Annotated in this window: 16 protein-coding genes and 1 riboswitch; of the genes, 14 read left to right on the top strand and 2 right to left on the bottom strand. The window is 37.7% G+C overall.

From position 1 onward, the window contains the following. The first annotated feature begins 121 nt into the window (after window positions 1-121). The 8 genes from AC3WOM_RS14325 to AC3WOM_RS14360 are packed head-to-tail and all read left to right on the top strand — an operon-like array spanning window position 122 to window position 11,919. The gene (locus AC3WOM_RS14325) at window positions 122-2,515 is read left to right on the top strand and encodes a DUF8725 domain-containing protein (RefSeq protein WP_492447332.1); all 2,394 of its coding nucleotides are present in this window, start codon (window positions 122-124) and stop codon (window positions 2,513-2,515) included. Continuing rightward, window positions 2,515-3,450, top strand: coding sequence for an ABC transporter ATP-binding protein (locus AC3WOM_RS14330; RefSeq protein WP_427544953.1), 936 nt, complete (start codon window positions 2,515-2,517; stop codon window positions 3,448-3,450). The genes AC3WOM_RS14325 and AC3WOM_RS14330 overlap by 1 nt, the downstream gene beginning before the upstream one ends. Continuing rightward, entirely contained in the window at window positions 3,447-4,292 is an 846-nt protein-coding gene (locus AC3WOM_RS14335; RefSeq protein WP_427544951.1) for an ABC transporter permease, read from the top strand. Before AC3WOM_RS14330 ends, AC3WOM_RS14335 begins: the two co-directional genes overlap by 4 nt. Before the next feature lie 12 nt (window positions 4,293-4,304). After that, window positions 4,305-5,705, top strand: coding sequence for a DUF8809 domain-containing protein (locus AC3WOM_RS14340; protein ID WP_492447333.1), 1,401 nt, complete (start codon window positions 4,305-4,307; stop codon window positions 5,703-5,705). Between the two features lie 11 nt (window positions 5,706-5,716). After that, on the top strand, window positions 5,717-6,712 hold the full coding sequence (locus tag AC3WOM_RS14345; RefSeq protein WP_492447334.1) for an AAA family ATPase: 996 nt from the start codon (window positions 5,717-5,719) through the stop codon (window positions 6,710-6,712). After that, complete coding sequence (locus AC3WOM_RS14350; RefSeq protein WP_427544945.1) at window positions 6,709-7,584, top strand: DUF58 domain-containing protein; 876 nt, start codon at window positions 6,709-6,711, stop codon at window positions 7,582-7,584. Before AC3WOM_RS14345 ends, AC3WOM_RS14350 begins: the two co-directional genes overlap by 4 nt. A gap of 11 nt (window positions 7,585-7,595) precedes the next feature. Continuing rightward, complete coding sequence (locus tag AC3WOM_RS14355) at window positions 7,596-9,341, top strand: vWA domain-containing protein (protein ID WP_492447335.1); 1,746 nt, start codon at window positions 7,596-7,598, stop codon at window positions 9,339-9,341. Further along, window positions 9,325-11,919 (top strand): VWA domain-containing protein, encoded by a 2,595-nt coding sequence (locus AC3WOM_RS14360; RefSeq protein ID WP_492447336.1) that lies wholly within the window; start codon window positions 9,325-9,327, stop codon window positions 11,917-11,919. Before AC3WOM_RS14355 ends, AC3WOM_RS14360 begins: the two co-directional genes overlap by 17 nt. 164 nt (window positions 11,920-12,083) lie before the next feature. On the opposite strand, the gene thiW is transcribed toward AC3WOM_RS14360, so the two are convergent. Both thiW and AC3WOM_RS14370 read right to left on the bottom strand, forming a co-directional pair. Then, window positions 12,084-12,572 carry an energy coupling factor transporter S component ThiW gene (gene thiW, locus AC3WOM_RS14365; RefSeq protein WP_492447337.1) on the bottom strand — a complete coding sequence of 163 codons (489 nt, stop codon included), beginning with the start codon at window positions 12,570-12,572 and terminating at the stop codon, window positions 12,084-12,086. Window positions 12,573-12,686: 114 nt separating this feature from the next. After that, window positions 12,687-12,794, bottom strand: a riboswitch (TPP riboswitch). 75 nt (window positions 12,795-12,869) lie between these two features. Continuing rightward, the gene (locus AC3WOM_RS14370; protein ID WP_427544937.1) at window positions 12,870-14,066 is read right to left on the bottom strand and encodes an MFS transporter; all 1,197 of its coding nucleotides are present in this window, start codon (window positions 14,064-14,066) and stop codon (window positions 12,870-12,872) included. Between the two features lie 400 nt (window positions 14,067-14,466). On the opposite strand from AC3WOM_RS14370, the gene AC3WOM_RS14375 reads away from it, so the two are divergent. From AC3WOM_RS14375 to AC3WOM_RS14400, 6 genes are read left to right on the top strand one after another with little or no spacing between them, the layout of a single operon-like run. Continuing rightward, on the top strand, window positions 14,467-15,645 hold the full coding sequence (locus tag AC3WOM_RS14375) for a LuxE/PaaK family acyltransferase (protein WP_427544935.1): 1,179 nt from the start codon (window positions 14,467-14,469) through the stop codon (window positions 15,643-15,645). 15 nt (window positions 15,646-15,660) lie between these two features. After that, entirely contained in the window at window positions 15,661-16,014 is a 354-nt protein-coding gene (locus tag AC3WOM_RS14380) for an iron-sulfur cluster assembly scaffold protein (protein WP_427544933.1), read from the top strand. Window positions 16,015-16,023: 9 nt separating this feature from the next. Beyond that, on the top strand, window positions 16,024-17,193 hold the full coding sequence (locus AC3WOM_RS14385) for a cysteine desulfurase family protein (RefSeq protein ID WP_427544931.1): 1,170 nt from the start codon (window positions 16,024-16,026) through the stop codon (window positions 17,191-17,193). Between the two features lie 15 nt (window positions 17,194-17,208). After that, window positions 17,209-18,165 carry a peptidase U32 family protein gene (locus AC3WOM_RS14390; protein WP_492447338.1) on the top strand — a complete coding sequence of 319 codons (957 nt, stop codon included), beginning with the start codon at window positions 17,209-17,211 and terminating at the stop codon, window positions 18,163-18,165. An 11-nt stretch (window positions 18,166-18,176) separates the two neighbouring features. Continuing rightward, window positions 18,177-19,052, top strand: coding sequence for a hypothetical protein (locus tag AC3WOM_RS14395; protein WP_492447339.1), 876 nt, complete (start codon window positions 18,177-18,179; stop codon window positions 19,050-19,052). Further along, the gene (locus AC3WOM_RS14400; protein WP_492447340.1) at window positions 19,049-20,209 is read left to right on the top strand and encodes an acyl-CoA dehydrogenase family protein; all 1,161 of its coding nucleotides are present in this window, start codon (window positions 19,049-19,051) and stop codon (window positions 20,207-20,209) included. The genes AC3WOM_RS14395 and AC3WOM_RS14400 overlap by 4 nt, the downstream gene beginning before the upstream one ends. Window position 20,210: the final 1 nt, after the last annotated feature.

The raw sequence follows: 20,210 nt of genomic DNA on the forward strand, positions 1-20,210 counted from the left end.
TTTTAATTCTTAAGAGTTTATGAATATTCATGAAGATGTCATAAGAAATGGAACAAAATTCAATTTTAAACGTATAATTATGTAACCATTAATATTTATAGAGAAAAAAGGGGTTGAGCTTTTGAAAAAAACGAATATCACGGCACTCGTATTCATATTTATGCTTGTTATTAGCTTTCTTCTGCCTGTGGAGCAGGCAAGAGCAGCTGCAACTTTAGAGGTACAAGCTAAGGTAGGAATTACAGGGAAAGCAAAATATCAATCATTGGTGCCACTTCAAGTAACAGTAAAAAATAATGGTGCAGATTTTTCGGGAGATATGGCCATTAATGCCTCTAGCTCCTATGTAGCTGCATCCGCTCTAGTGCTGCCGATTGATATTGCAGCAGGAGAAGAAAAAACATTTGATTTCTATTTAGATGGTTTAGCTGATTATAGTTATTCAGATGCAGATTTATTTGCCTTCTATGAAGGAAGCATTGAAAAGGGGAAAAAGGTTGATTATAAAGGGACAAAACAAATACAAGGTAACTTTTTAGATCCCTCTTCTGTATTTATCTATACGCTAACAGATAAGAGTGATCGCCTATCAGGATTTTTACGTCTTTCTCAATTTGCTGCTCAAAACAATGTTGAGGTTTTTAATTTAAAGCAAATAAAAGATTTTACATTGCCTGAAGATGCGCAAGGCTTTGCGATGGCGAACATCATAGTCATCGATGAAATTGCCATAGCCGATTTATCGCAAAAACAACAACAGGCTTTATTTAAATGGGTACAGGATGGCGGTACATTATTAGTGGGAGCTGGTGATCAAGTAAATGCAACAGCCGGCATTTTTAAGGATGATTTACCACTTACATTATCACAGCAATTGACAACTGTTTCCGCAGATAGCTTATCTAAAATAGCAGGCGGGGGTACTTTTTCACAGCCAATATCTGTTTTTGCGGCAACTGGAAATCAAGGAAGTTTACCTGTATTAACAGACAATAATACCCTCCTAGCATCCAAGAAAAAGGTTGGCAGTGGAGAAATTATTCAAACCGCCTTTTCATTAGGAGATCAGCCGCTTGCATCTATGGATGGCTATGCAACATTAGCAGCAAAATTATTGGATATTCAAAGCCTTTCCCAGCAAGGTATGATGGGGCGCGGGCAGTCAACAATGGATCAATTGTCTTATGAACTGCGTGATGTAAATGAATTATTCCCATCCTTTGAAGTATCAGTTAGCTATATGTTAATCGTTATCATATTATATATTTTAATTATTGGACCGATTTTATATTTTATCCTAAAGAAATTAGACAAGCGTGAACAGGCATGGTGGATAATTCCGATTATGTCAGTTGCATTATCGATTGTTTTGTTTATTTTCGGTGCCAAGGATCGAATTGTACAGCCTCAAATTCAGCAATCAGCATTTTTTAAAGTGAATGAAGATAGTAGTTTAAATGGCTATTATGTGGAATCCCTACTGACAAACCGTAGTGGTGATTTTGTTGTGAATACAGATAAGGATACTAGTGCATTTGCGCTTCGTCGAAATAATAATTTCACTGGAACAAGTGGAAATTTACATGAAACATCTTATATTAAAGAAAATGCAAATGGCTCTACATTAACTTTACGTGATTTAAGCTATTGGTCTGTACAGTCCTTCGCAGGGAAAACAGCGGCGCAAAATATTGGCAATATGGATATCGATATAACATTAAAAAATGAAAAATTAATAGGGACAATTAAGAATAATTTCCCGTTTGCTTTAAAGGATGTTACCTTAATCTCTGGTGTTAAAGAAGTTAAGCTTGGCGATATAGAAGCGAATGGAACTCTTAAAGTAGATAAAGAGTTAACGGCGACTGTTCTTCAAAAGCCGTCTACATTTACGAACTACAATTATAATTATCCATCGAAGAAGGAAGAAGTAAATCCACTTCGAATTGAGCGGATGCAATCTTTAGCACTTCCACTTGTAGAAAATGATAAGAAACCTGTTATAACTGCATGGGCAGAACAAGCCATTGCTGGTGTGGAACTTGAAACAAGTGCCAAAATGTCACCTATTTCTTATTTTATTCAGCCATTTGATGGCAAAGTAGAGCTATCAGGACCATTTACGATGAAACGTAACAACTTTTCGTATTCAGTAAATCCCCAATCCGCTAATGCGTATTACGATAAAATAGATGAGCAGTTAAATAACTGGTATATGTCAGTTGGTTTATATGAGGTATCCATTGCAATGCCAGATAATTTTATGAGTTCAGTTCAAACTTTAAATGAACTAACGGTTTCAAATAAGGATGTTACGCGTATGCAACTATCGATTTGGAATAATAAAACGAAAAATTATGAGCCATTAGTAGATACCAAACAGGTGTTTACAGATAACATTTCAAAGTACTTCAACGAAAATGGCGAGTTGCTGATTGAGATTAAATTTGGACCAGATCAAACAGGTGAGCAAACAAAATTACCAGAAGTAGAGCTGAAGGGAGTGGCGAAATAATGATTGAAATTCGTGATTTGACGAAAAGATATGGCTCCTTTACAGCATTAGATCATCTAAACTTAACATTAGAGGAAGGCGTTGTATTTGGATTTGTAGGTGCCAATGGAGCAGGAAAATCCACTACTTTCTCGATATTGGCGACCCTGTTGTCACCAACTTCCGGTGATGCTCTTATTAATGGAAAAAGCGTTATTAAGGAGCCCAAGGAGGTTCGAAAGCAAATTGGCTATATGCCAGATTTCTTTGGTGTGTACGATCAATTAAAAGTGGATGAGTACTTAGACTTCTATGGTGCTAGCTATGGTATAGGTGTAGCTGAACGAAAAGTCCTTATTCCACAGCTGCTTGAGCTTGTGAATTTAACAAGCAAACGTTATGAATATGTAGATTTACTGTCGCGAGGGATGAAGCAGCGTTTATGTTTAGCGCGTGCTCTTATTCATGACCCAAAGGTATTAATATTGGATGAGCCTGCCTCAGGATTAGATCCACGTGCACGTGTAGAAATGCGAGATATTCTACGAAATCTAAAATCAATGGGCAAAACGATATTAATTTCCTCACATATTTTGCCTGAGCTCGCAGAAATGTGTGATGAAATTGGCGTTATTGATAATGGCAAGCTTATTGCTCATGGTAATGTCTCTTCCATTCAGGCACAGCTACAAGGTGAGAAGCGTATTGTTATAAGGGTTACAGATCGAGTAAATGAGGTACGTGCATTCTTAGAGGAGGACCCTTTAATCTCCTCGATAGATGTGATAGATAATCGCCTAGAAATAGCCTTTAACTATCGTGGAACGGATGCTGATCAAGTAGCACTCTTGAAAAAGGCAATGCTAGCAAATTTACCTATCTATGCATTAAGTGAAGAGGAAAAAGATTTAGAGGATGTCTTTATGGCGATTACGAAGGGGGCGGACAAACAATGATGGAACGATTTTATAATCCAGTACTCGTAAAAGAATTGAAGTTACGCTTCCGTTCTTTTAAAAGCTTTTCAGGATTGATGTTTTATTTAGCAGTCCTTTGTATTTTCATAGCGGGATTCCTTCTATTAACAACTGAATTCACAGGCAGAGGCTTTTTTAGACCCGATACGAGCTTTATGATGTTTGCTGTATTAACTATTTTACAGATGGCTCTTGTACTATTTATTACACCGAGCTTGACTGCTGGTGCCATTAGCAGTGAAAGGGAAAAGCAAACATTAAATATTTTATTAACAACAACACAAAGCTCTACACAAATCATTATTGGCAAACTACTCTCTTCGGTAGCATTTTTAGTATTAATGCTAATCGCAGGGCTGCCATTATATAGTTTAGTATTTTTATTTGGTGGGGTATCACCATCTCAGTTAATTTCAATATTTTTATTTTACCTAGTAACAGTAGTTGCAATAGGTAGTATCGGTGTAATGTTTTCAACCATTACAAAAAGAACAATCGTTGCCATGATTGCAACATATGGTTCAATTATCTTTTTAGGTGGCATTACGGCATTTTTCTTCTTTTTAACAATGGCCTTCCATCAAATGGGGAACAACATTGGCACTAATACATCCTATATGACTTATTTCTGGGCGTCCATTAACCCCGGCGCATTGATGTTAACACTTATTTCACCCGAAATGGGAGATGCGCTTAGCGAGCTTTCAGGTGTGAAATTACCTGTTTGGATTACTTATTTAATAGCGTATATCTTGATTATCGTTTTATGCCTAACAATCGCTATTAAAAAATTACGTGCCAACATGAAAAGTAACCGATGAGGAGGAATTCTTATGGAGCGTCGTAAGCAATTACGAAAATATATTCAACGTGCAAAGACGAGTTTAACAGTAGAAAGAAGTATTCCCATTGCACAATATGGTCTGTTTTTTGCTTTGCTTTCGAGTGCTTCACTTGTCCTCGTCTCCAGATTATTTGTCTGGCCATTTTACAGACAAGCTGCACTAATTGTCTTTATAGTTATTGTACTAGCGGCAGTAATATTTATGTGGTGGAAGCGTGCGAAAGAAAAAGACGCATTGCATAGATTGGATGATTATTTTTTACACAATGAATTAGTGACAGCCTTATCTTTCCAGGATGATAAGGACCCGCTAATACAATCACTGCTCATAAAAGCTGTACAAAACGCCGAAACATCCTTTACAAATTTTAAAGCGAGAAAGAAGCATTTATTTCGTCCAAAGGCACTAAGTGGGATATTTGCATTTACAGTTGTACTGGCAATTCTATACTTATATCCATCAGCCACACAAATGGAAGCCATTGAGGTAGAGCAAGAAAAGGCTGTTATCGAGGACGTTAAGAAGGAAGTTGCCAAGCTAGAGAAAAAGGCTCAAACAAAAGACGTGAAAGAGCAATTAAAGGAATTACAAAATACGTTAAAAGAGGCAGAAACGGCTGAAGAAGCATTACGTGAGGTCGTGAAAAAACAAAAGGAGCTTGCCTTAAAGGAGCAGCAATTAAAGGACAAGCAAACGACTAGCCAGGATGGTGCCACAGAAGGTAATGGTTTATCGAAGGAAGAAGTGGAGCAGCTGAAGGAGCTTGCTCAAATGCAGCAAGAGCTGACACAAAACGCTAATGCTACTCAGACAGCGATGAGCAAGCTTGGAAAGCCAGCAAGCAATACATTACAAAATGCTATTGCGAGTGCCAATAATGCTAATAACAATCAGCAAAACAATTCTAATTCGAGCCAAAATCCATCAGGTAATTCGCAGTCAAGCAATCAACAAGGGCAGGCAGGCCAGCAAAGCCAAAGTAATTCTCAAAAAAGTTCCCAACAGTCTTCAAGTAATAGTCAAGGTCAAGCTCAAGGAAAAGGACAGGGACAAGGGCAAGGTCAGGGGCAAGGACAAGGTCAGGGAAATGGTTCTGGACAAGGTGGACAAGGTGCAGGATCGGGCCAGGGCAGTCGCTCTTTATTAACAACGCCGAATCGAATTGGAGGCTCAAGTGAGACATCAGTGGACGGTGGTGCACTAGGAGATGGCTCACATGTATCTGAGCAGCAAGGAAATGGTCCAATAACTAAGGGAACCATCCGCCCATATGACGAAGTAATAGGGTCATATAAGGATAGCTATATTGAGAGCTCAGAACGATTACAATTACCAAAAGATTTACAAAATGTCGTGCAATCTTATTTCACGTCAATAGAGTCGCAGTAGGAGGAAAAGAAATGGCATTTACAGAGCAGCAGTATGTTGAAATGAGTATGAAATTGCAGCAGGTGAAAGAGGAAATTCATCGCTTTATTGTCGGTCAAGAGGAGGCAATCGATTATACATTGTACGCAGTTTTAGCCGATGGTCACGCATTATTAGAGGGGCTGCCGGGTTTAGGCAAAACGATGTTAATTCGTACAATTTCTGAGGTACTTGATTTATCGTTTTCACGTATTCAATTTACACCTGATCTTATGCCGGCAGATATTACTGGAACAAGTATGATTGAGCGTACAGTAGACGGTAAACAGCAGTTTACATTCCAGCCTGGTCCGATTTTTAGTCAGATGGTGTTAGCGGACGAAATTAATCGTGCAACACCTAAAACGCAAAGTGCATTGCTAGAGGCTATGGGAGAAAAGACAGTTACGATTTTAGGGGATACAAAAAGGATGGCTAAGCCCTTTTTTGTGCTAGCTACACAAAACCCGATTGAGATGGAGGGAACCTATCCATTACCTGAGGCGCAAATGGACCGTTTCCTATGTAAAATACTTGTACCATATCCTGAGAAAAGTGAGCTAATGGAAATTATGAAGCGTACAACGGGCGTTCAGGAAATTGGCTTGCAAAAAATAATGGACACAGAGGTACTTATAGAGGCACAGCAAATGGTAAAGGAAATACTAGTTGCAGATGAAATGCTTGAATTTGCAACGGACCTAGTTGTCGCTACACATCCTGAAAGAGTTGATGCTATAGACGAGGTCAAGCAATATGCGATGTATGGTAGTGGTCCACGTGGTTTGCAAAGCTTAATAAAGTTAGCAAAGGCGAGGGCACTTATGAATGGGCGTTTCCATGTTTCTGTAGCAGACATTAAATCTGTAGCGAAACCAGTATTACGTCATCGTATGCTGTTGAATTATGAAGGGGAGGCTTCAGGAAAAACAGCGGATGATGTGATTGATGTTATTTTAGAAAGAGTACAGCAAGGTGTTAGCAAGTGACACAAAAAATAATATTGCCCGAAGATTGGTTAGCGAAAATTAGTCGCTTTCAATTGGCAACGGCCTCCAAATTGCGAGGGCAGCATAAAGGCTCGCACCGTTCGCAGCGCTTCGGGGCATCACTCGATTTCTCAGATTTTCGTGAATATCATTTAGGTGATGATGTACGGCAGGTCGATTGGAACGTTTTTGCAAGAACTGATAAATACTTTATTAAAAGATTTTTAGATGAGCAAGAGATGCGTGTACACATTTTGCTAGATACCACTAAATCCATGGATGATGATATTAAATGGACATTTGCTCGTCAAATTGTTGCTTCTCTTGGTTTAATGGTGCTTGGTCGTGACGATCGGTTATCTTTTTCTTTTGTGCAAGATGAGATGAAGCCGCCATTTCGTCGTAAAGGCGCTATGTATCGACGCGCTTTTTTACAAATTATCACAGAAATAGAAAAAGCAGATTATACGGGAAGCTTTGCACAGGGAGCTTTAAAAGCATTACCGAAGGATAGTACAGTGCTATTTATCGTTACAGATGGGCTAGAGCCAATCGAGGAATGGGAGCAACTTTTAAAAAGATTACCACGTTATGCAGGGGATGTACGTTTATTACAAATTGTCACGGAAGAGGAGTTATCTCCTAATTATACTGGTGATGTCCGCCTATTAGATCGTGAGACTGGCAAAGATGTCAACGTTACAATGTCCTCTAAAGTTTTAGACGCATATATGGCACGACGTTTATTACATGAAGAGGAATTTGAAGCTATTTGTCGACGCTTCGGTGTTAGAAAATTACAGCTTAAAGTGGAGGATGGATTACAGCATGCCATCTTTCAGCAATTATTAAAAGCACATTGGATTAGGTGAGGTGAGCCGTATTGGGCTTTAGTCAAATACTTTTTAGCTGGACGGCCATCATCCCGGTCATTGTCCTACTATATTATTTCTTTCGAAAAAAATATATCGATCAAACCGTATCTTCTACACTTTTTTGGTCGGAAATTATGCAGGAAACGCGTGTATCACCATACTTAAAGCAACTACAAAAAAATGCTCTGCTCTTTTTGCAACTCCTAGCACTTCTTTTATTAGTACTAGCCCTAATGAACCCTTATATTAAAAAGTCAACAATTGTAGGAGCACAGACAATTTTTATTGTGGACACGTCCGCAACAATGCTTGCTGGGAAAGGGCAGTCAACATTCGATACACATAAGAAGGAATTGCTGTCTTTGGTGAATCAACTTAACGGTAGACCTGTGACACTCATTACAACAGGCAATACACCGAAAGCTGTGCTACAGCAGGTGACAAACACCAAAGATATTGAAAAGGCGATTCAAGAGCTGGAAGTAACCTATGAAACAGCACAAATGAATAAGGCACTTGATGTGGCACAGGCTTTTGTTGGTGATATACCAACATCCATTTATGTATTTACAGATGCGCTGGATAAAAAGCACTTACCGATGGAAAAAGATACAGTGAAATGGATTGTAAAAGGCTCTGCTAAAGATTTAACGAATATCGCAATCACACGTTTTGCTGCAACTACAGATGGTCAATCGACTATGGCATTGGTACAGCTACAAAATGATACTGATTTGGAGCAAAAGATCACTTTATTGTTACAAAATGCAGAGAATAATAAGGTAGTGTCGGAAGATTTAACATTACCTCCTAATGAAGCTGTGACGAAAACTTTTAAAGATTTACCACTAGAGGCTACATTGGCGGCTACGATTGATGCAAATGATGATTATACAGTCGATAATTCACAAACTGTTTTACTACAAACGACTACCTCAAAAATAGTGGTCGATCAAAGTATGCATCAACTCATTCAAAAAGGCTTTCAAACAATTAATAACAGTGTCAAGATTATTCCGTCTTTACAGATAGCTGATAATCAAGAAACGACTGTAGTAACTAACCAAACAGCACTGCTCGAAAAGATGGACAAACCTATAGTATTATTTGGTCGTGATGATGCCAAAAAAATTGAAGCAAAGGGCGAAGTAAATACAACAAGTGATGCATTGTTTGCATTTAGTGAGCTAAAAGATATTTATGTTAGCACTGTATATCCTGGTTTTGATGGCTACAAAACAATTGCATCGGTTGGAGATCATCCCTTTATACAACGTTCTCCTAAAGGTGATCTTGTCATATTAGCTGATATTGCAGATACAGATTGGCCTCTGCACCCTTCATTTCCATTATTTTTGTGGAGTGCGGAACAGCAGCTTTCAGAATCGATTGGTTCACTTGGTATTTTTACGCCGAACGAGCAGCGCGCAGTTGCTTTGAAACAGGGCGATTGGAGTGTATATTCGCAGGACGATCAGTTTTTATCGTCCATAACGAATGGCTTATTAACAGCTCCAATGAAGCCAGGTATTTATACAGCACGCTCAGAAGATGAAGAAAAGCGCTTAATTGTCCAGCTTCAGGCACAGGAGCGTGTCATCCAAAAAGGAACAAGCTATACACTAGGAGAGCTCCAAGAGAATGGCAAAGAAGAGATAGCAAAAGCTTCACTTGTACCTTGGCTTATTCTTCTTATTTTATTAGTACTTGTTACAGAGTGGGAGGTGCAACGACGACGTGGATTTACGAATTGATATGCCATTAGCATTGTTGCTTTTACTCCCATTATTGATGTATTTTGGCTGGACCTATTGGCGAGAACGTCAGCGCTTGAAAAAGAGCCATATAACAGTGCTAGGACTTCGTATTCTAGCAGTTAGCTGCTTAGTTTTTGCGCTTGCAGGTCCTTATATTTTATTACCTATAAAGGAAGAACAAATATTATTTATGGTAGACCGTTCTGCTTCTATGAATGGCACAGATGGTGAGATGATTAAATTTATAGAGGAAAGTTTACAGTCGAAAAAGGATGAACAACTTGCAGGGATTTATTCTTTTTCATCAACACTGCAAACAGAAGCGATTTTATCGAAATCATTAAAGGAAGTGCCGAAGTTTACAAATATAGGAGCAACAGATCAAACAAATATTGAACAAAGTCTCCAGCTTGCTTCGGGGATTGTTAATTCAAAAAAGGCAACACGATTGGTACTTCTAACAGATGGCAATGAAACAAAAGGGAATGCTTTAGAGCTTGCATCGAAATTTAAAGGCTCCAATATAAGTGTTGATGTTGTTCCATTTCATCAACCAGTTTCTACAGATATATCACTGAAAAGCTTTGTAACCCCACAAGTTGCATATGTGGGTGAGCAGCAGCAATTAGTTACTGAAGTTCATGCGACAGCTGCTAGTCAAGGGGAGCTTCTATTATATGAAAACGACAAACTTGTTCACCGTGAGGCTGTAGAGCTTGCACAAGGCTCCAATGTATTTACGTATAAACATACTGCTACAGCAGAGGGTCTTGTAAAGTATGAAGCTGTTGTACAGGTTGAGCAGGATGCCATTTTTGAAAATAATAAACTAACAAGCGTAACAATGGTACAAAGTGAACCACATTTATTAATTGTTAACGGTTATGATAGTGCATCACCTATTGCAGCCGCTCTTGGTAGACAATCTATCTCCTTTGATGTTATAGATGCTCGAAGTTTGCCAAATGAGCTTTCTAGTTATCTACAGTATAATGCTATTATTTTTGATAATGTGCCAGGACATCTAGTGGGCGAGGCCAAAATGAATGTTATAGAGCAGGCAGTAAAAAACTTTGGCGTTGGCTTTACGATGGTTGGTGGTGAAAATAGCTTTGGCTTGGGTGGCTATTTTAAAACGCCAATCGAAACTTTACTACCTGTTGAAATGGAAATTAAAGGAAAGGAACAATTACCTTCATTAGGACTGGTTATCGTACTAGACCGCTCTGGCAGTATGTACGGAGCGAAGCTAGAGCTAGCTAAGGAGGCAGCAGCTCGTTCTGTTGAAATGTTACGAGATGAAGATACGCTTGGGTTCATTGCCTTCGATGATCGACCTTGGGAAATTATCGAAACAGGACCACTTGGCAATAAGGAAGAAGCAGTAGATACGATTTTATCAGTAACGCCAGGCGGTGGGACAGAGATTTATGGATCACTCGCTAAGGCCTATGAGAACTTAGCAGATTTAAAACTACAGCGAAAGCATATTATTCTATTAACGGATGGACAGTCACAGTCAGGGAATTATGAAGACTTAATTGCTGAAGGAAAAGAAAATGGCGTAACATTGTCAACTGTAGCGATTGGACAAGATGCAGATGCCAATTTACTTGAAGCACTTAGTGAAATGGGTAGCGGGCGATTTTATGATGTTGTTGATGAGCAGACCATACCTTCTATTTTATCCCGTGAAACGGCAATGATTTCACGCACATATATTGAGGATAACCCCTTCTATCCAGCCATCTATAACGCATCTGGTTGGAACAAGTTATTTGCAAATGGTGTACCTCAAATGAATGCTTATATCGGAACAACAGCGAAACAGGGTGCCTCTGTAATTGCGGAAAGTGAGAAAGAGGATCCGGTGCTGGCTCAATGGCAATATGGCCTTGGCAAGACATTTGCCTTTACTTCCGATTCGACAGGTAAATGGACAGGTGACTGGGCAAGATGGCAGGATTGGGGAACATTTTGGCAAACGCTTATATCTCAAATGCTACCAAGCTATAATGACATTGCCTACGATGTACGTTTAGAATCGGATGGTTCATTTATTATTACAGATCCTACCAACGAAGCAGCATTTTTAGATATTGTAGCTGTCAATGAAGCAGGGGAAGAACTTGAAACACAGCTTGAGGCCATTTCAGCCTCACAGGTTCGGGCAGTTGTGCAAGCAGAGCCAGGACTCATTTTCTTCCGTATTGCTGATGAAGATCAAGCTATTTATCAGGCAGGGATAAGTGTACCTTATAGTGCTGAATATGAGTTACAACCAGTAAATGATAAGCTGGTGGAAGAACTGACAAAGCAAACGGGTGGCTCTGTTTTGAAAGAACCGAAGGAGGTATTTCGTGAATTTACGAAGAAAGGGGCAGACCGGCAAAATATAGCAACGTGGCTTATATTAGCAGGTATGTTATTCTTCTTCATCGATATTACGATTCGCCGCTTTGGCTGGGGCATCTTTGCTAAGTCGAAGAAGAAAGAGTCGCTTGTAGAGAATAAAACCATACAGGCAGAGGATACGAATGTTGCTCAGTTATTAAAGGGCATGAAAAAACGATAAATTGGATTAAATGACAGTGCAAAATGATTGATTATTTTGCACTGTTTTTTTGTATATGATTGGGTGGTTCTTTGAAAAGGGGAGGTTCATCTCATAAATTAGGGGGAAGAAATCCCAAAAAGGAGATTTCCGCTCAAAATAGAGTGGAAGGAATCCCTGTTCATTTAATGGAAATTTTTAATAAGTACAGTATTTCGTAGACTACTAGCAACGGCCACACCTAAAATAGCACCAATAATACTAGAGCTCAAAAAAGCAGGCATGAAAAACATTGCTGCGACAGATGTTCCCATTAAGATATATGCATATGGTACTGCTATGAGGGATGCGATGATCCCAGTTCCTACTATTTCACCGACACCTGTTAGCCAAGGTTTGCCACTGTATTTATAAGCTAATGCTGCACAAAATGCGCCAATGACACTTCCAGGAATGGCTAATAGGGAGCCTGTCCCTGTTAGAATACGAATTATTGCCGTGACAAGGGCAATGATGATGGTTGGTACTGGACCGAGTAGAATGGCACCAATGACATTTATGGCATGCTGTATTGGATAAGCTCGCGCAATCCCTGTTGGAATTGAAACGAAGGTAGAACCTGCTACAGCAATTGCCACTAATAAGGCCATGATTGTTAATTTTCGAATTGACATAAGTAACACTCCCTTGAAATATTAAATGAATGGTTATCGCTGCTAAACTGGTTAAACACAAAAAGACCGCTTCCTGAAAACAATAGGAAGCGGCCTTGCATTTACATATTAAAAAGCAAGATGTCGCCACTTCCCTACGCTAGTATGAACTAGATCAGGTTCAAAGGGTCCATATATGACAATATATGTCTCAGCCTTTTAAAGACTCCCCTAGTGGTAAAAATTATTTAATTTGTGTATAACATCGTAACAAGATAAATGTAACATACTGCTAATAATAGTCAATGATTTTTCAGACTATTTAGAATCGGGCTGCATAAGATGTGGTGCTTTTTTCATTGTCCAAATAAGGGCAAGGAAGAAGCAAGCCATCAAAATAATAGCACCAAATATATAAGGGCTATTCATATTCCAATCGAATAAAATACCTGCCAATGCTGGACCAATCATATTCCCAAGGCTCATATAAGCATTATTTAAACCTGCTGCAAATCCTTGCTCATTTTCAGCAAGCTTGGAGATCAGTGTGTTGACAGCAGGACGAATTAATGTTGTAGCTGTAGAGAAGATTGTTGCAACAACTAAAATAAGGGCAAATCCAGAAACGAATAATATTAAGTAAATAGATACAGCTGCAATAAATAAATTGACCAATACGACCTTCATTTCACCGTAGCGATTAAAGAGTGGGGTAATGACAAACATTTGTACAACTACACCAAAAGCACCACCCACTACTAAAATAATAGCAATATCTCCGGGTGTATAATGAAACTTATCTGTAACAAATAATGATAAAGTCGTTTGGAAATTAGCAATTCCGAACGAGAATACCATCATAATAATAAGCATAACAAAGTAAGGCATATGTACTGAACGTACCATTTGTTTTGCGAGATTGTCTTGCTTATGCATTTTTTGTGCTGCATTTGGTTTGGTAGATGGTAATAAAAAGAACGATAAAATAGCAGCCAAAATAGCCGCAGCTCCAGCCGTATAGAATGGAAAATGTAAGCTGACTTGCGATAAGAATCCACCAATACCCGGTCCAATCATAAAGCCAAGAGACATGGCAGCACCAAGCATCCCCATCCCTTTGCCTCGTTCTTCATATGTTGTAACATCTGCCACAAATGCCATAATAGGAGGTGCAACAAAGGCTGATCCAAGGCCACCTAAAAAGCGTGCCAAGAAGAGCATCCAAACTTCTGTAGAGAGCCCAAAACCTATTTGTGCAAGTCCTGTTAGTATAAGCCCGAAAATTATAAGATTTTTTCGACCATACTGATCCGAAAGATTCCCAGCAATTGGAGAAAAAACGAATTGAGCTAAGGCGAACGTTGCAATAAGCATGCCTAAAACTTGTCCTGCAGCACCAAATATTCTTAAATACTCTGGCATGACAGGAATAATAATTCCAATACTCCCCATTGCGATAAACATATTAAACATTAAAATATACAAAGCCGCCTTATTAGACTTCTGCTGGGTCATCGAATACCCCCCTTTTCTAATCAAATATAGTACAGTCTATCACAAAGAAAAATGGTTTGCTAATAGTTAGGATTACACTAAATAGTGGACCAATGGTTTATTCTTAAACTAATAAATGATAAATATTTTGCAATAATAATTAAGTATTCAATTAGTAAATTCCACAAGTTTTTTTGTGGAATTTACTTTTTTTCTTGTAGTGAATTAGGGGTTACATCATTTGTTCTTATGTTAATCTTTTTATGTCAACTGTATGACAAAAATTGTAATAATTAGTGCCTTATATATGGTTGATATTCCCCTAATAATTCCTGTAATAACGGCTAATTACTGATCTACATGAAGAGGTCATGAGCTGAAAACCCGAGAGAAATTGATATTAAAAAGGAGAGGAAATGTAATGGTAACTATTCAAGCAGCAATGGAAAATTTAAAAGAATTAGGTATTAATCCAGTAACAGCAGTCATTGGGTCAACTCAACAGCTATTTCAATGGGATGAAGAAAAAGTCAATGAATTAAAGGGTTATTTAATCTCCCAAAATTTTAAACATCATTATGAAAACAATAGCTTTTATCGAATGCTATGCGAGGATAGCGGCGTTACACCTGCTGATATACAAAGTTTAGATGATATACAAAAAATTCCACTTATTCCGGTAACAAGTTTTAAAAGACCTGACTCTCATTTATTATTATCAACATCTTTAGAGAACATAGAATTTGAAATGCGAAGTACAGGAACAAGTGGTATCCCAAGTATATCGAGAAGGGATGCTGAAACATTAAACAATTGCGTATTTAGTATTTACGCAATGTATAGAGAGATGTTTGCCTTCTCTCGTGGAGCTGGTCTCTTTTTATTCCCTTCTCCAGAAGAAATGCCAGAGATGGGAATGGTAAAAGTATTAAATATGCTCTCAGGTTTGTTTGATGCAACAAGATGTCTTGTTAAGAGAGCATCCTTCAAGCCTAAAGAGGCAATAGAAACTTTAGAAAAATGGCAAAACATTCATACACGCCACATCGTAGGACCTCCATTTTTAATTTATAAACTGGTCAATTATTTAAAAACAAATAATATTCATTTGAAGTTAGATCAAAAGACGATGATTATCAATCTAGGAGGCTGGAAACGCTTTTCTGGTATGGAGATACCTAGAGAACAATACAATAAAGAATGTGCTGAATTTTTAGGTATTCCTGAAGAAAATATAAGGGATATGTATGGATTAGTTGAATCTAATATTTTAGCTATCGAGTGTGAGAAACAGTCTAAACATGTACCACCTTGGGTTCATTTTTCATTAAGAAATCCCAAAAATTTAGCGGAAGAAGTACCACAAGGAAAAAGGGGTGTTTTAGCAATATTTGACCCTACATCCTTGTCATATCCAGGATTTATTCAAACTGAGGATTTAGTGTATTTAAAGAAAGAAAATACATGTGAATGCGGAAGAAATGGTCAGAAGGTGGTATATCTTTCTAGAGTAGCGGGTGCAGAAATAGGTTGTTGTGCCATTAATTTAGAGAAGCATATGGATGCCGCAGAAGAAAAAAATGAAATGGCAGAAGTATAAGAGAGGATTCTAAGCATGTACAATTCTATCATTATTGATTATTTTAGTAACCCTCGACATTCTGGTGAACTGGCTGATGCAAATATGGAATTAAAAATTGGTAACTCTGTTTGTGGAGATACAATTTTTATGAGTGTAAAGGTAGAATCTGGAATGGTAAATAATGCAAAATATAAAGCATATGGTTGTGCTACATCCTTAGCAACGGCTGATATATTTGCAGAATATATCATTAATAAATCAATAGAAGAAATTAAGCAGCAACCGCAACATGAGATTGATAAAATGCTAGGGGAGTTGGAGCCTCCTCAAATGCATTGTTTGAATATTTTACATGAGTTATTTGAGCAAATACGTTCGGCAGCTTAGGAGGCTTTTATGATAGGAAGATATTTTGATTATAATGCCACTACCCCTCTTCGGGAGGAGGTGGCTTCGACTATGATAGAAAATATAACGCTATTTGGTAATCCCTCTAGCACGCACTCCTTTGGACAGTTAGCGAAATTAAAAATGGAAGAGGCACGCTCAAATGTTGCCACAGTAATCAATGCAGAAAAGACAGATATATTTTTTACTTCTGGCGGTACAGAGTCGATTAATACCGCATTGAAAGGATATTTCTTTTCAAATGAAATGCGCCCGTTTCATATCATCACTTCTAAAATCGAGCATGCTGCAACTTTAGAATTATGTAAATATTTAGCTACCCTTGGTGCTGAAATTACCTATTTACCTGTTGATACTAATGGATTCATAGCAATTGAAGATTTAAAAAACGCTATTCAAGAGAATACAGCGCTTATTTCAATCATGTATGCTAACAATGAAATCGGATCAATTCAACCAATTAAAGAAATGGTGAAAGTTGTTAAGAAGATCAATAGTAATATTATCTTTCATGTTGATGCTGTACAGGTGATAGGAAAAATCCAGATAGATGTTCAGGACTTAGGAGTGGACGCATTATCGATGGCCGCCCATAAAATATATGGTCCTAAGGGTACAGGTGCATTGTACTTGAAAAACGGTGATCGCAAATTAGAACAGCTTCTTCACGGCGGTGGGCAAGAAAAAGGTCTTCGTGGTGGTACAGAAAATCTCTTAGCTATTATTGGTTTTGGTAAAGCTTGCGAAATAGCAAAAAGAGAGCTAAAGCAAAATGCTAATAACATAATCGCATTAAGATCTTATTTACTAGATAAATTAGAGAATTCGATTGAATACTATGAAATTAATGGTCCTGTGTTAGGTGAGAATTTATTACCAAATACTATTAATATATCTTTTCTGAATATACGAGCAGAAGCATTGGCTGTTCTATTATGCCAAGCTTATGGTATTGCAGTATCTATTGGTTCTGCCTGTAGTGCCGATAAAGCTAATTTATCTCATGTATTATTAGCACTCGGTCTAACTGAAGATAGAATAAAATCGTCTATTCGTATTAGCTTTGGTTATTATACGGACTACAAGGATATTGATTTTTTTATTGAAAGTCTAAAAGCATCTGTTAACCGTCTACGAAGTATGCTCCCAGTTGGATAGAAAGGAGTCAATAAGATGGAGAATTTAAAAATTGTGGCACCTGTACGATCAAAATTTATGATGGAAGAAATGATAGAGGCTGGTGCAAATGAAATATATTTTGGCGTTTCAACTCCGCTTTTTCAACAACTATCATTTGATAATAAATTTCAAACAGTTGCAGATTATCCTGCCCACTTTTCAGATTGGGAGGAAATAGATGGCATAATAGCTTTAGCAAAAGCGAACAATCTTAAAGTCATATTCATGGCCAATACCTCATACGTCCCTACTAGCATTGAAAAAGATTATCAAAAGCATGTTTACAGAGCACTTGAAAAAGGTGTAGATGCTATTACAATATCCTCAATACAATCGTGCCATCTGCTTAATCATTTGGAAAAGGACATTCAAATAATTTCAGGCTCACAATTAGCACCAGTAAATAAATACGGAGCCGAGCTATTAAAGGATTTAGGTGTCAAAAGGATAACATTGTCCCAATCAATGACATTAGAAGAGATTCATGAACTTCGAGATTTAGAGATGGAACTTATGATTACTGGGAACTTTGGCACTGGTAGTATGGCTGGGAGCTGTCGTTTATGGGAAAGCCCAAATAATCTTGAAATTGGAGAAGGGATCAGAACTTTATATCGAGTTTTATCTTCACAAAACACATACAGTAACCAGCATCATTTTTTAGATAGTGCAACTGATTGTAGTTTATGTAATCTAGAAGATCTGGTTTCTGCTGGTGTTACAGCCATAAAATTTCTTGGAAGGGAAGCCCCTAATCCAGTGACATTAGCGATGGTTGTGAATATGTTTAATGAATGGCGAGAAATGGGACTTTCGGGCTTATCAATAGATCAAAAAATGAAAATAACAGAGCAGGAGCAGCTTATGTGGATTATGAAATGGGTGCCCCGCTTCTGTGAAAAATGTCGATGTACTTATAAACCAACTGCAATTACAAAAACATACATTTAGGTGATGCATAATTGAAAACACCAGTAAAAGAGCTTAGAATTCATCATGATTATTTATATACATTAGCAGATGAAGTATTCGATCAATATCAAGTTGTTTCTTTAGGGCATTCAGGCTGCCACTATAAAATGGTTGGTCTTGAGAATCAGCATATACAATTTTTATTGGAACGCAATAAAAAAGTGAAAATTGAAATTCCTATTTTATTTGAAGCATCGATGAAAAAGTTTATTGCTGAGATGACACGTTTTTTTCATTATGAGCTAAATTTAATTGTGAATGATTGGGGGACAATGCGTTATTTAGCTAAACAGCCATTACCCCCAAATATCTCTTTATCCTTAGGAAGGCAACTAATTTTTAGCTATGGAAACTGCCCATGGTATGAAGATATTTTGCAATATGAGGATCAAGCGACGAAGGAACAATTTTTACAATTAAATATTGCTAATCCACCTATGATTAGCTTTATGAAAGAAAATGGTGTAACGGAAATAGATGTAGATGTAAATATTTATCTAAAAAATTCTGTGCAATTGCTTAGAGATGAAGGAATTAAAGTAAATGCTTTTTTAAATTACCCATTAGTATCTACCTCTAGATCCTGTCATACACTTCGACTTCATGCAGAGCAAATTGGAAAATGTCAGCATTTATGTGATAGAGGTATCACAATTGAGCCAAGAGAACGATGGAATCGATTTGAGGATACAACCATTAAAATTTCAAGAGATGGTCGAGAGAAGATGGGGAATCTTATTATTTATGGAAATATGGTTGTTCAGGATATGAAGAAACTAAATGAAAGCATACCATTTGAAGTGGATTCATTATGTGATGATGCGAGATTTTCACCAATACTATTAAAAGAGGAGGCAATAAATTGAGTACTATACAAGAAAAAAATTTTACGCAAGATCTTTTGACGAAATTGGATGATATTATCGTTGATTTTGTTGCTCCTAATGCTGCACGAATTGATAGAGAACGAGAGTTTCCAAGAGAAAATATTACCGAGCTTGGACAAAGTGGTTTTTTAGGATTAATCATACCTCAGCAGTTGGGAGGATTGGAGGCACCTTTATCCCTCTATAAAGAAACGGTTATTAGGCTGGCTCAAGCTTGTGCTTCTACAGCACTTGTCTATGTGCAACATATGTCAGCGGTTTCTATTTTATTGTATGGAAGAGAAAATAACTATATAAAAAATATTTTAAGTAATATTGGTAAAGGTCAATGTCTTACTACAATTGCACTCAGTGAAGCTGGATCTGGCTGTTATTTTTTCTTACCAGTTAGTCAGGTAAATGAAACTGACAAAGGGCTTCGATTAAAGACCAATAAAATTATGGTGACCAGTGCAGGAGAGGCAGATGTGTATGTCATTAACTCAAAAGCAACATTTGCAAAGAACTCAATGCAAAGTAATTTTTTTGCTGTAGCTAGCGAATATAATGGCATTGAAGTTGGTGGAAAATGGGAAGGCATGGGATTAAGAGGGAACCAAAGTGCACCATTAAATATAGATACCTATTTAAATAAACAGATGCTTATTGGGGAAGAAGGCGAGGGTTTTAAAATTACTCGAGAGGCTCTGCTTCCAATGGGGCAAATTGGAATTTCAGCAGTCAATATTGGTATCGCAAAGGCAATATATAATGAATCAGTAAATTATGTGAAGAAACGATTTTATACACATATCAATACAAATCTTTCTGATTTTCAAAGTATTCAGCAAATGATCGGAGAAATAAAAGTACTATGCGATCAGGCAGAGACAGCGTTAAATGTATTTGTTCAACGGATGGAGAAAAAGGAAGTTGATATGGTCAGTACACTAGAGGTTAAGGTAATGGCCTGTCAAACAGTATTACAGGTGGCAGAATTAGGCTTAAAAGTTTGTGGAGGGCATGCCTATTCCGCTAATACACCGATTGAGAGGTATATTCGTGATAGTATGGCAGGAACAGTCATGGGGCCAACGCCAGATGTTCTAAAGGAATTGATTGGGAAAATTGTATTGGATGTCCCGACTCAATTATAAA

It is taken from the genome of Lysinibacillus sp. FW301-JW8 (genome assembly GCF_058788755.1).

Excerpts from the sequence above, each read along its gene's own strand:
- AC3WOM_RS14330 (WP_427544953.1), top strand. The coding sequence starts at position 2,515 with ATGATTGAAATTCGTGATTTGACGAAAAGATATGGCTCCTTTACAGCA.
- AC3WOM_RS14335 (WP_427544951.1), top strand. The coding sequence starts at position 3,447 with ATGATGGAACGATTTTATAATCCAGTACTCGTAAAAGAATTGAAGTTA.
- AC3WOM_RS14340 (WP_492447333.1), top strand. The coding sequence starts at position 4,305 with ATGGAGCGTCGTAAGCAATTACGAAAATATATTCAACGTGCAAAGACG.
- AC3WOM_RS14345 (WP_492447334.1), top strand. The coding sequence starts at position 5,717 with ATGGCATTTACAGAGCAGCAGTATGTTGAAATGAGTATGAAATTGCAG.
- thiW (WP_492447337.1), bottom strand. The coding sequence starts at position 12,572 with ATGTCAATTCGAAAATTAACAATCATGGCCTTATTAGTGGCAATTGCT.
- AC3WOM_RS14370 (WP_427544937.1), bottom strand. The coding sequence starts at position 14,066 with ATGACCCAGCAGAAGTCTAATAAGGCGGCTTTGTATATTTTAATGTTT.
- AC3WOM_RS14375 (WP_427544935.1), top strand. The coding sequence starts at position 14,467 with ATGGTAACTATTCAAGCAGCAATGGAAAATTTAAAAGAATTAGGTATT.
- AC3WOM_RS14380 (WP_427544933.1), top strand. The coding sequence starts at position 15,661 with ATGTACAATTCTATCATTATTGATTATTTTAGTAACCCTCGACATTCT.
- AC3WOM_RS14385 (WP_427544931.1), top strand. The coding sequence starts at position 16,024 with ATGATAGGAAGATATTTTGATTATAATGCCACTACCCCTCTTCGGGAG.
- AC3WOM_RS14390 (WP_492447338.1), top strand. The coding sequence starts at position 17,209 with ATGGAGAATTTAAAAATTGTGGCACCTGTACGATCAAAATTTATGATG.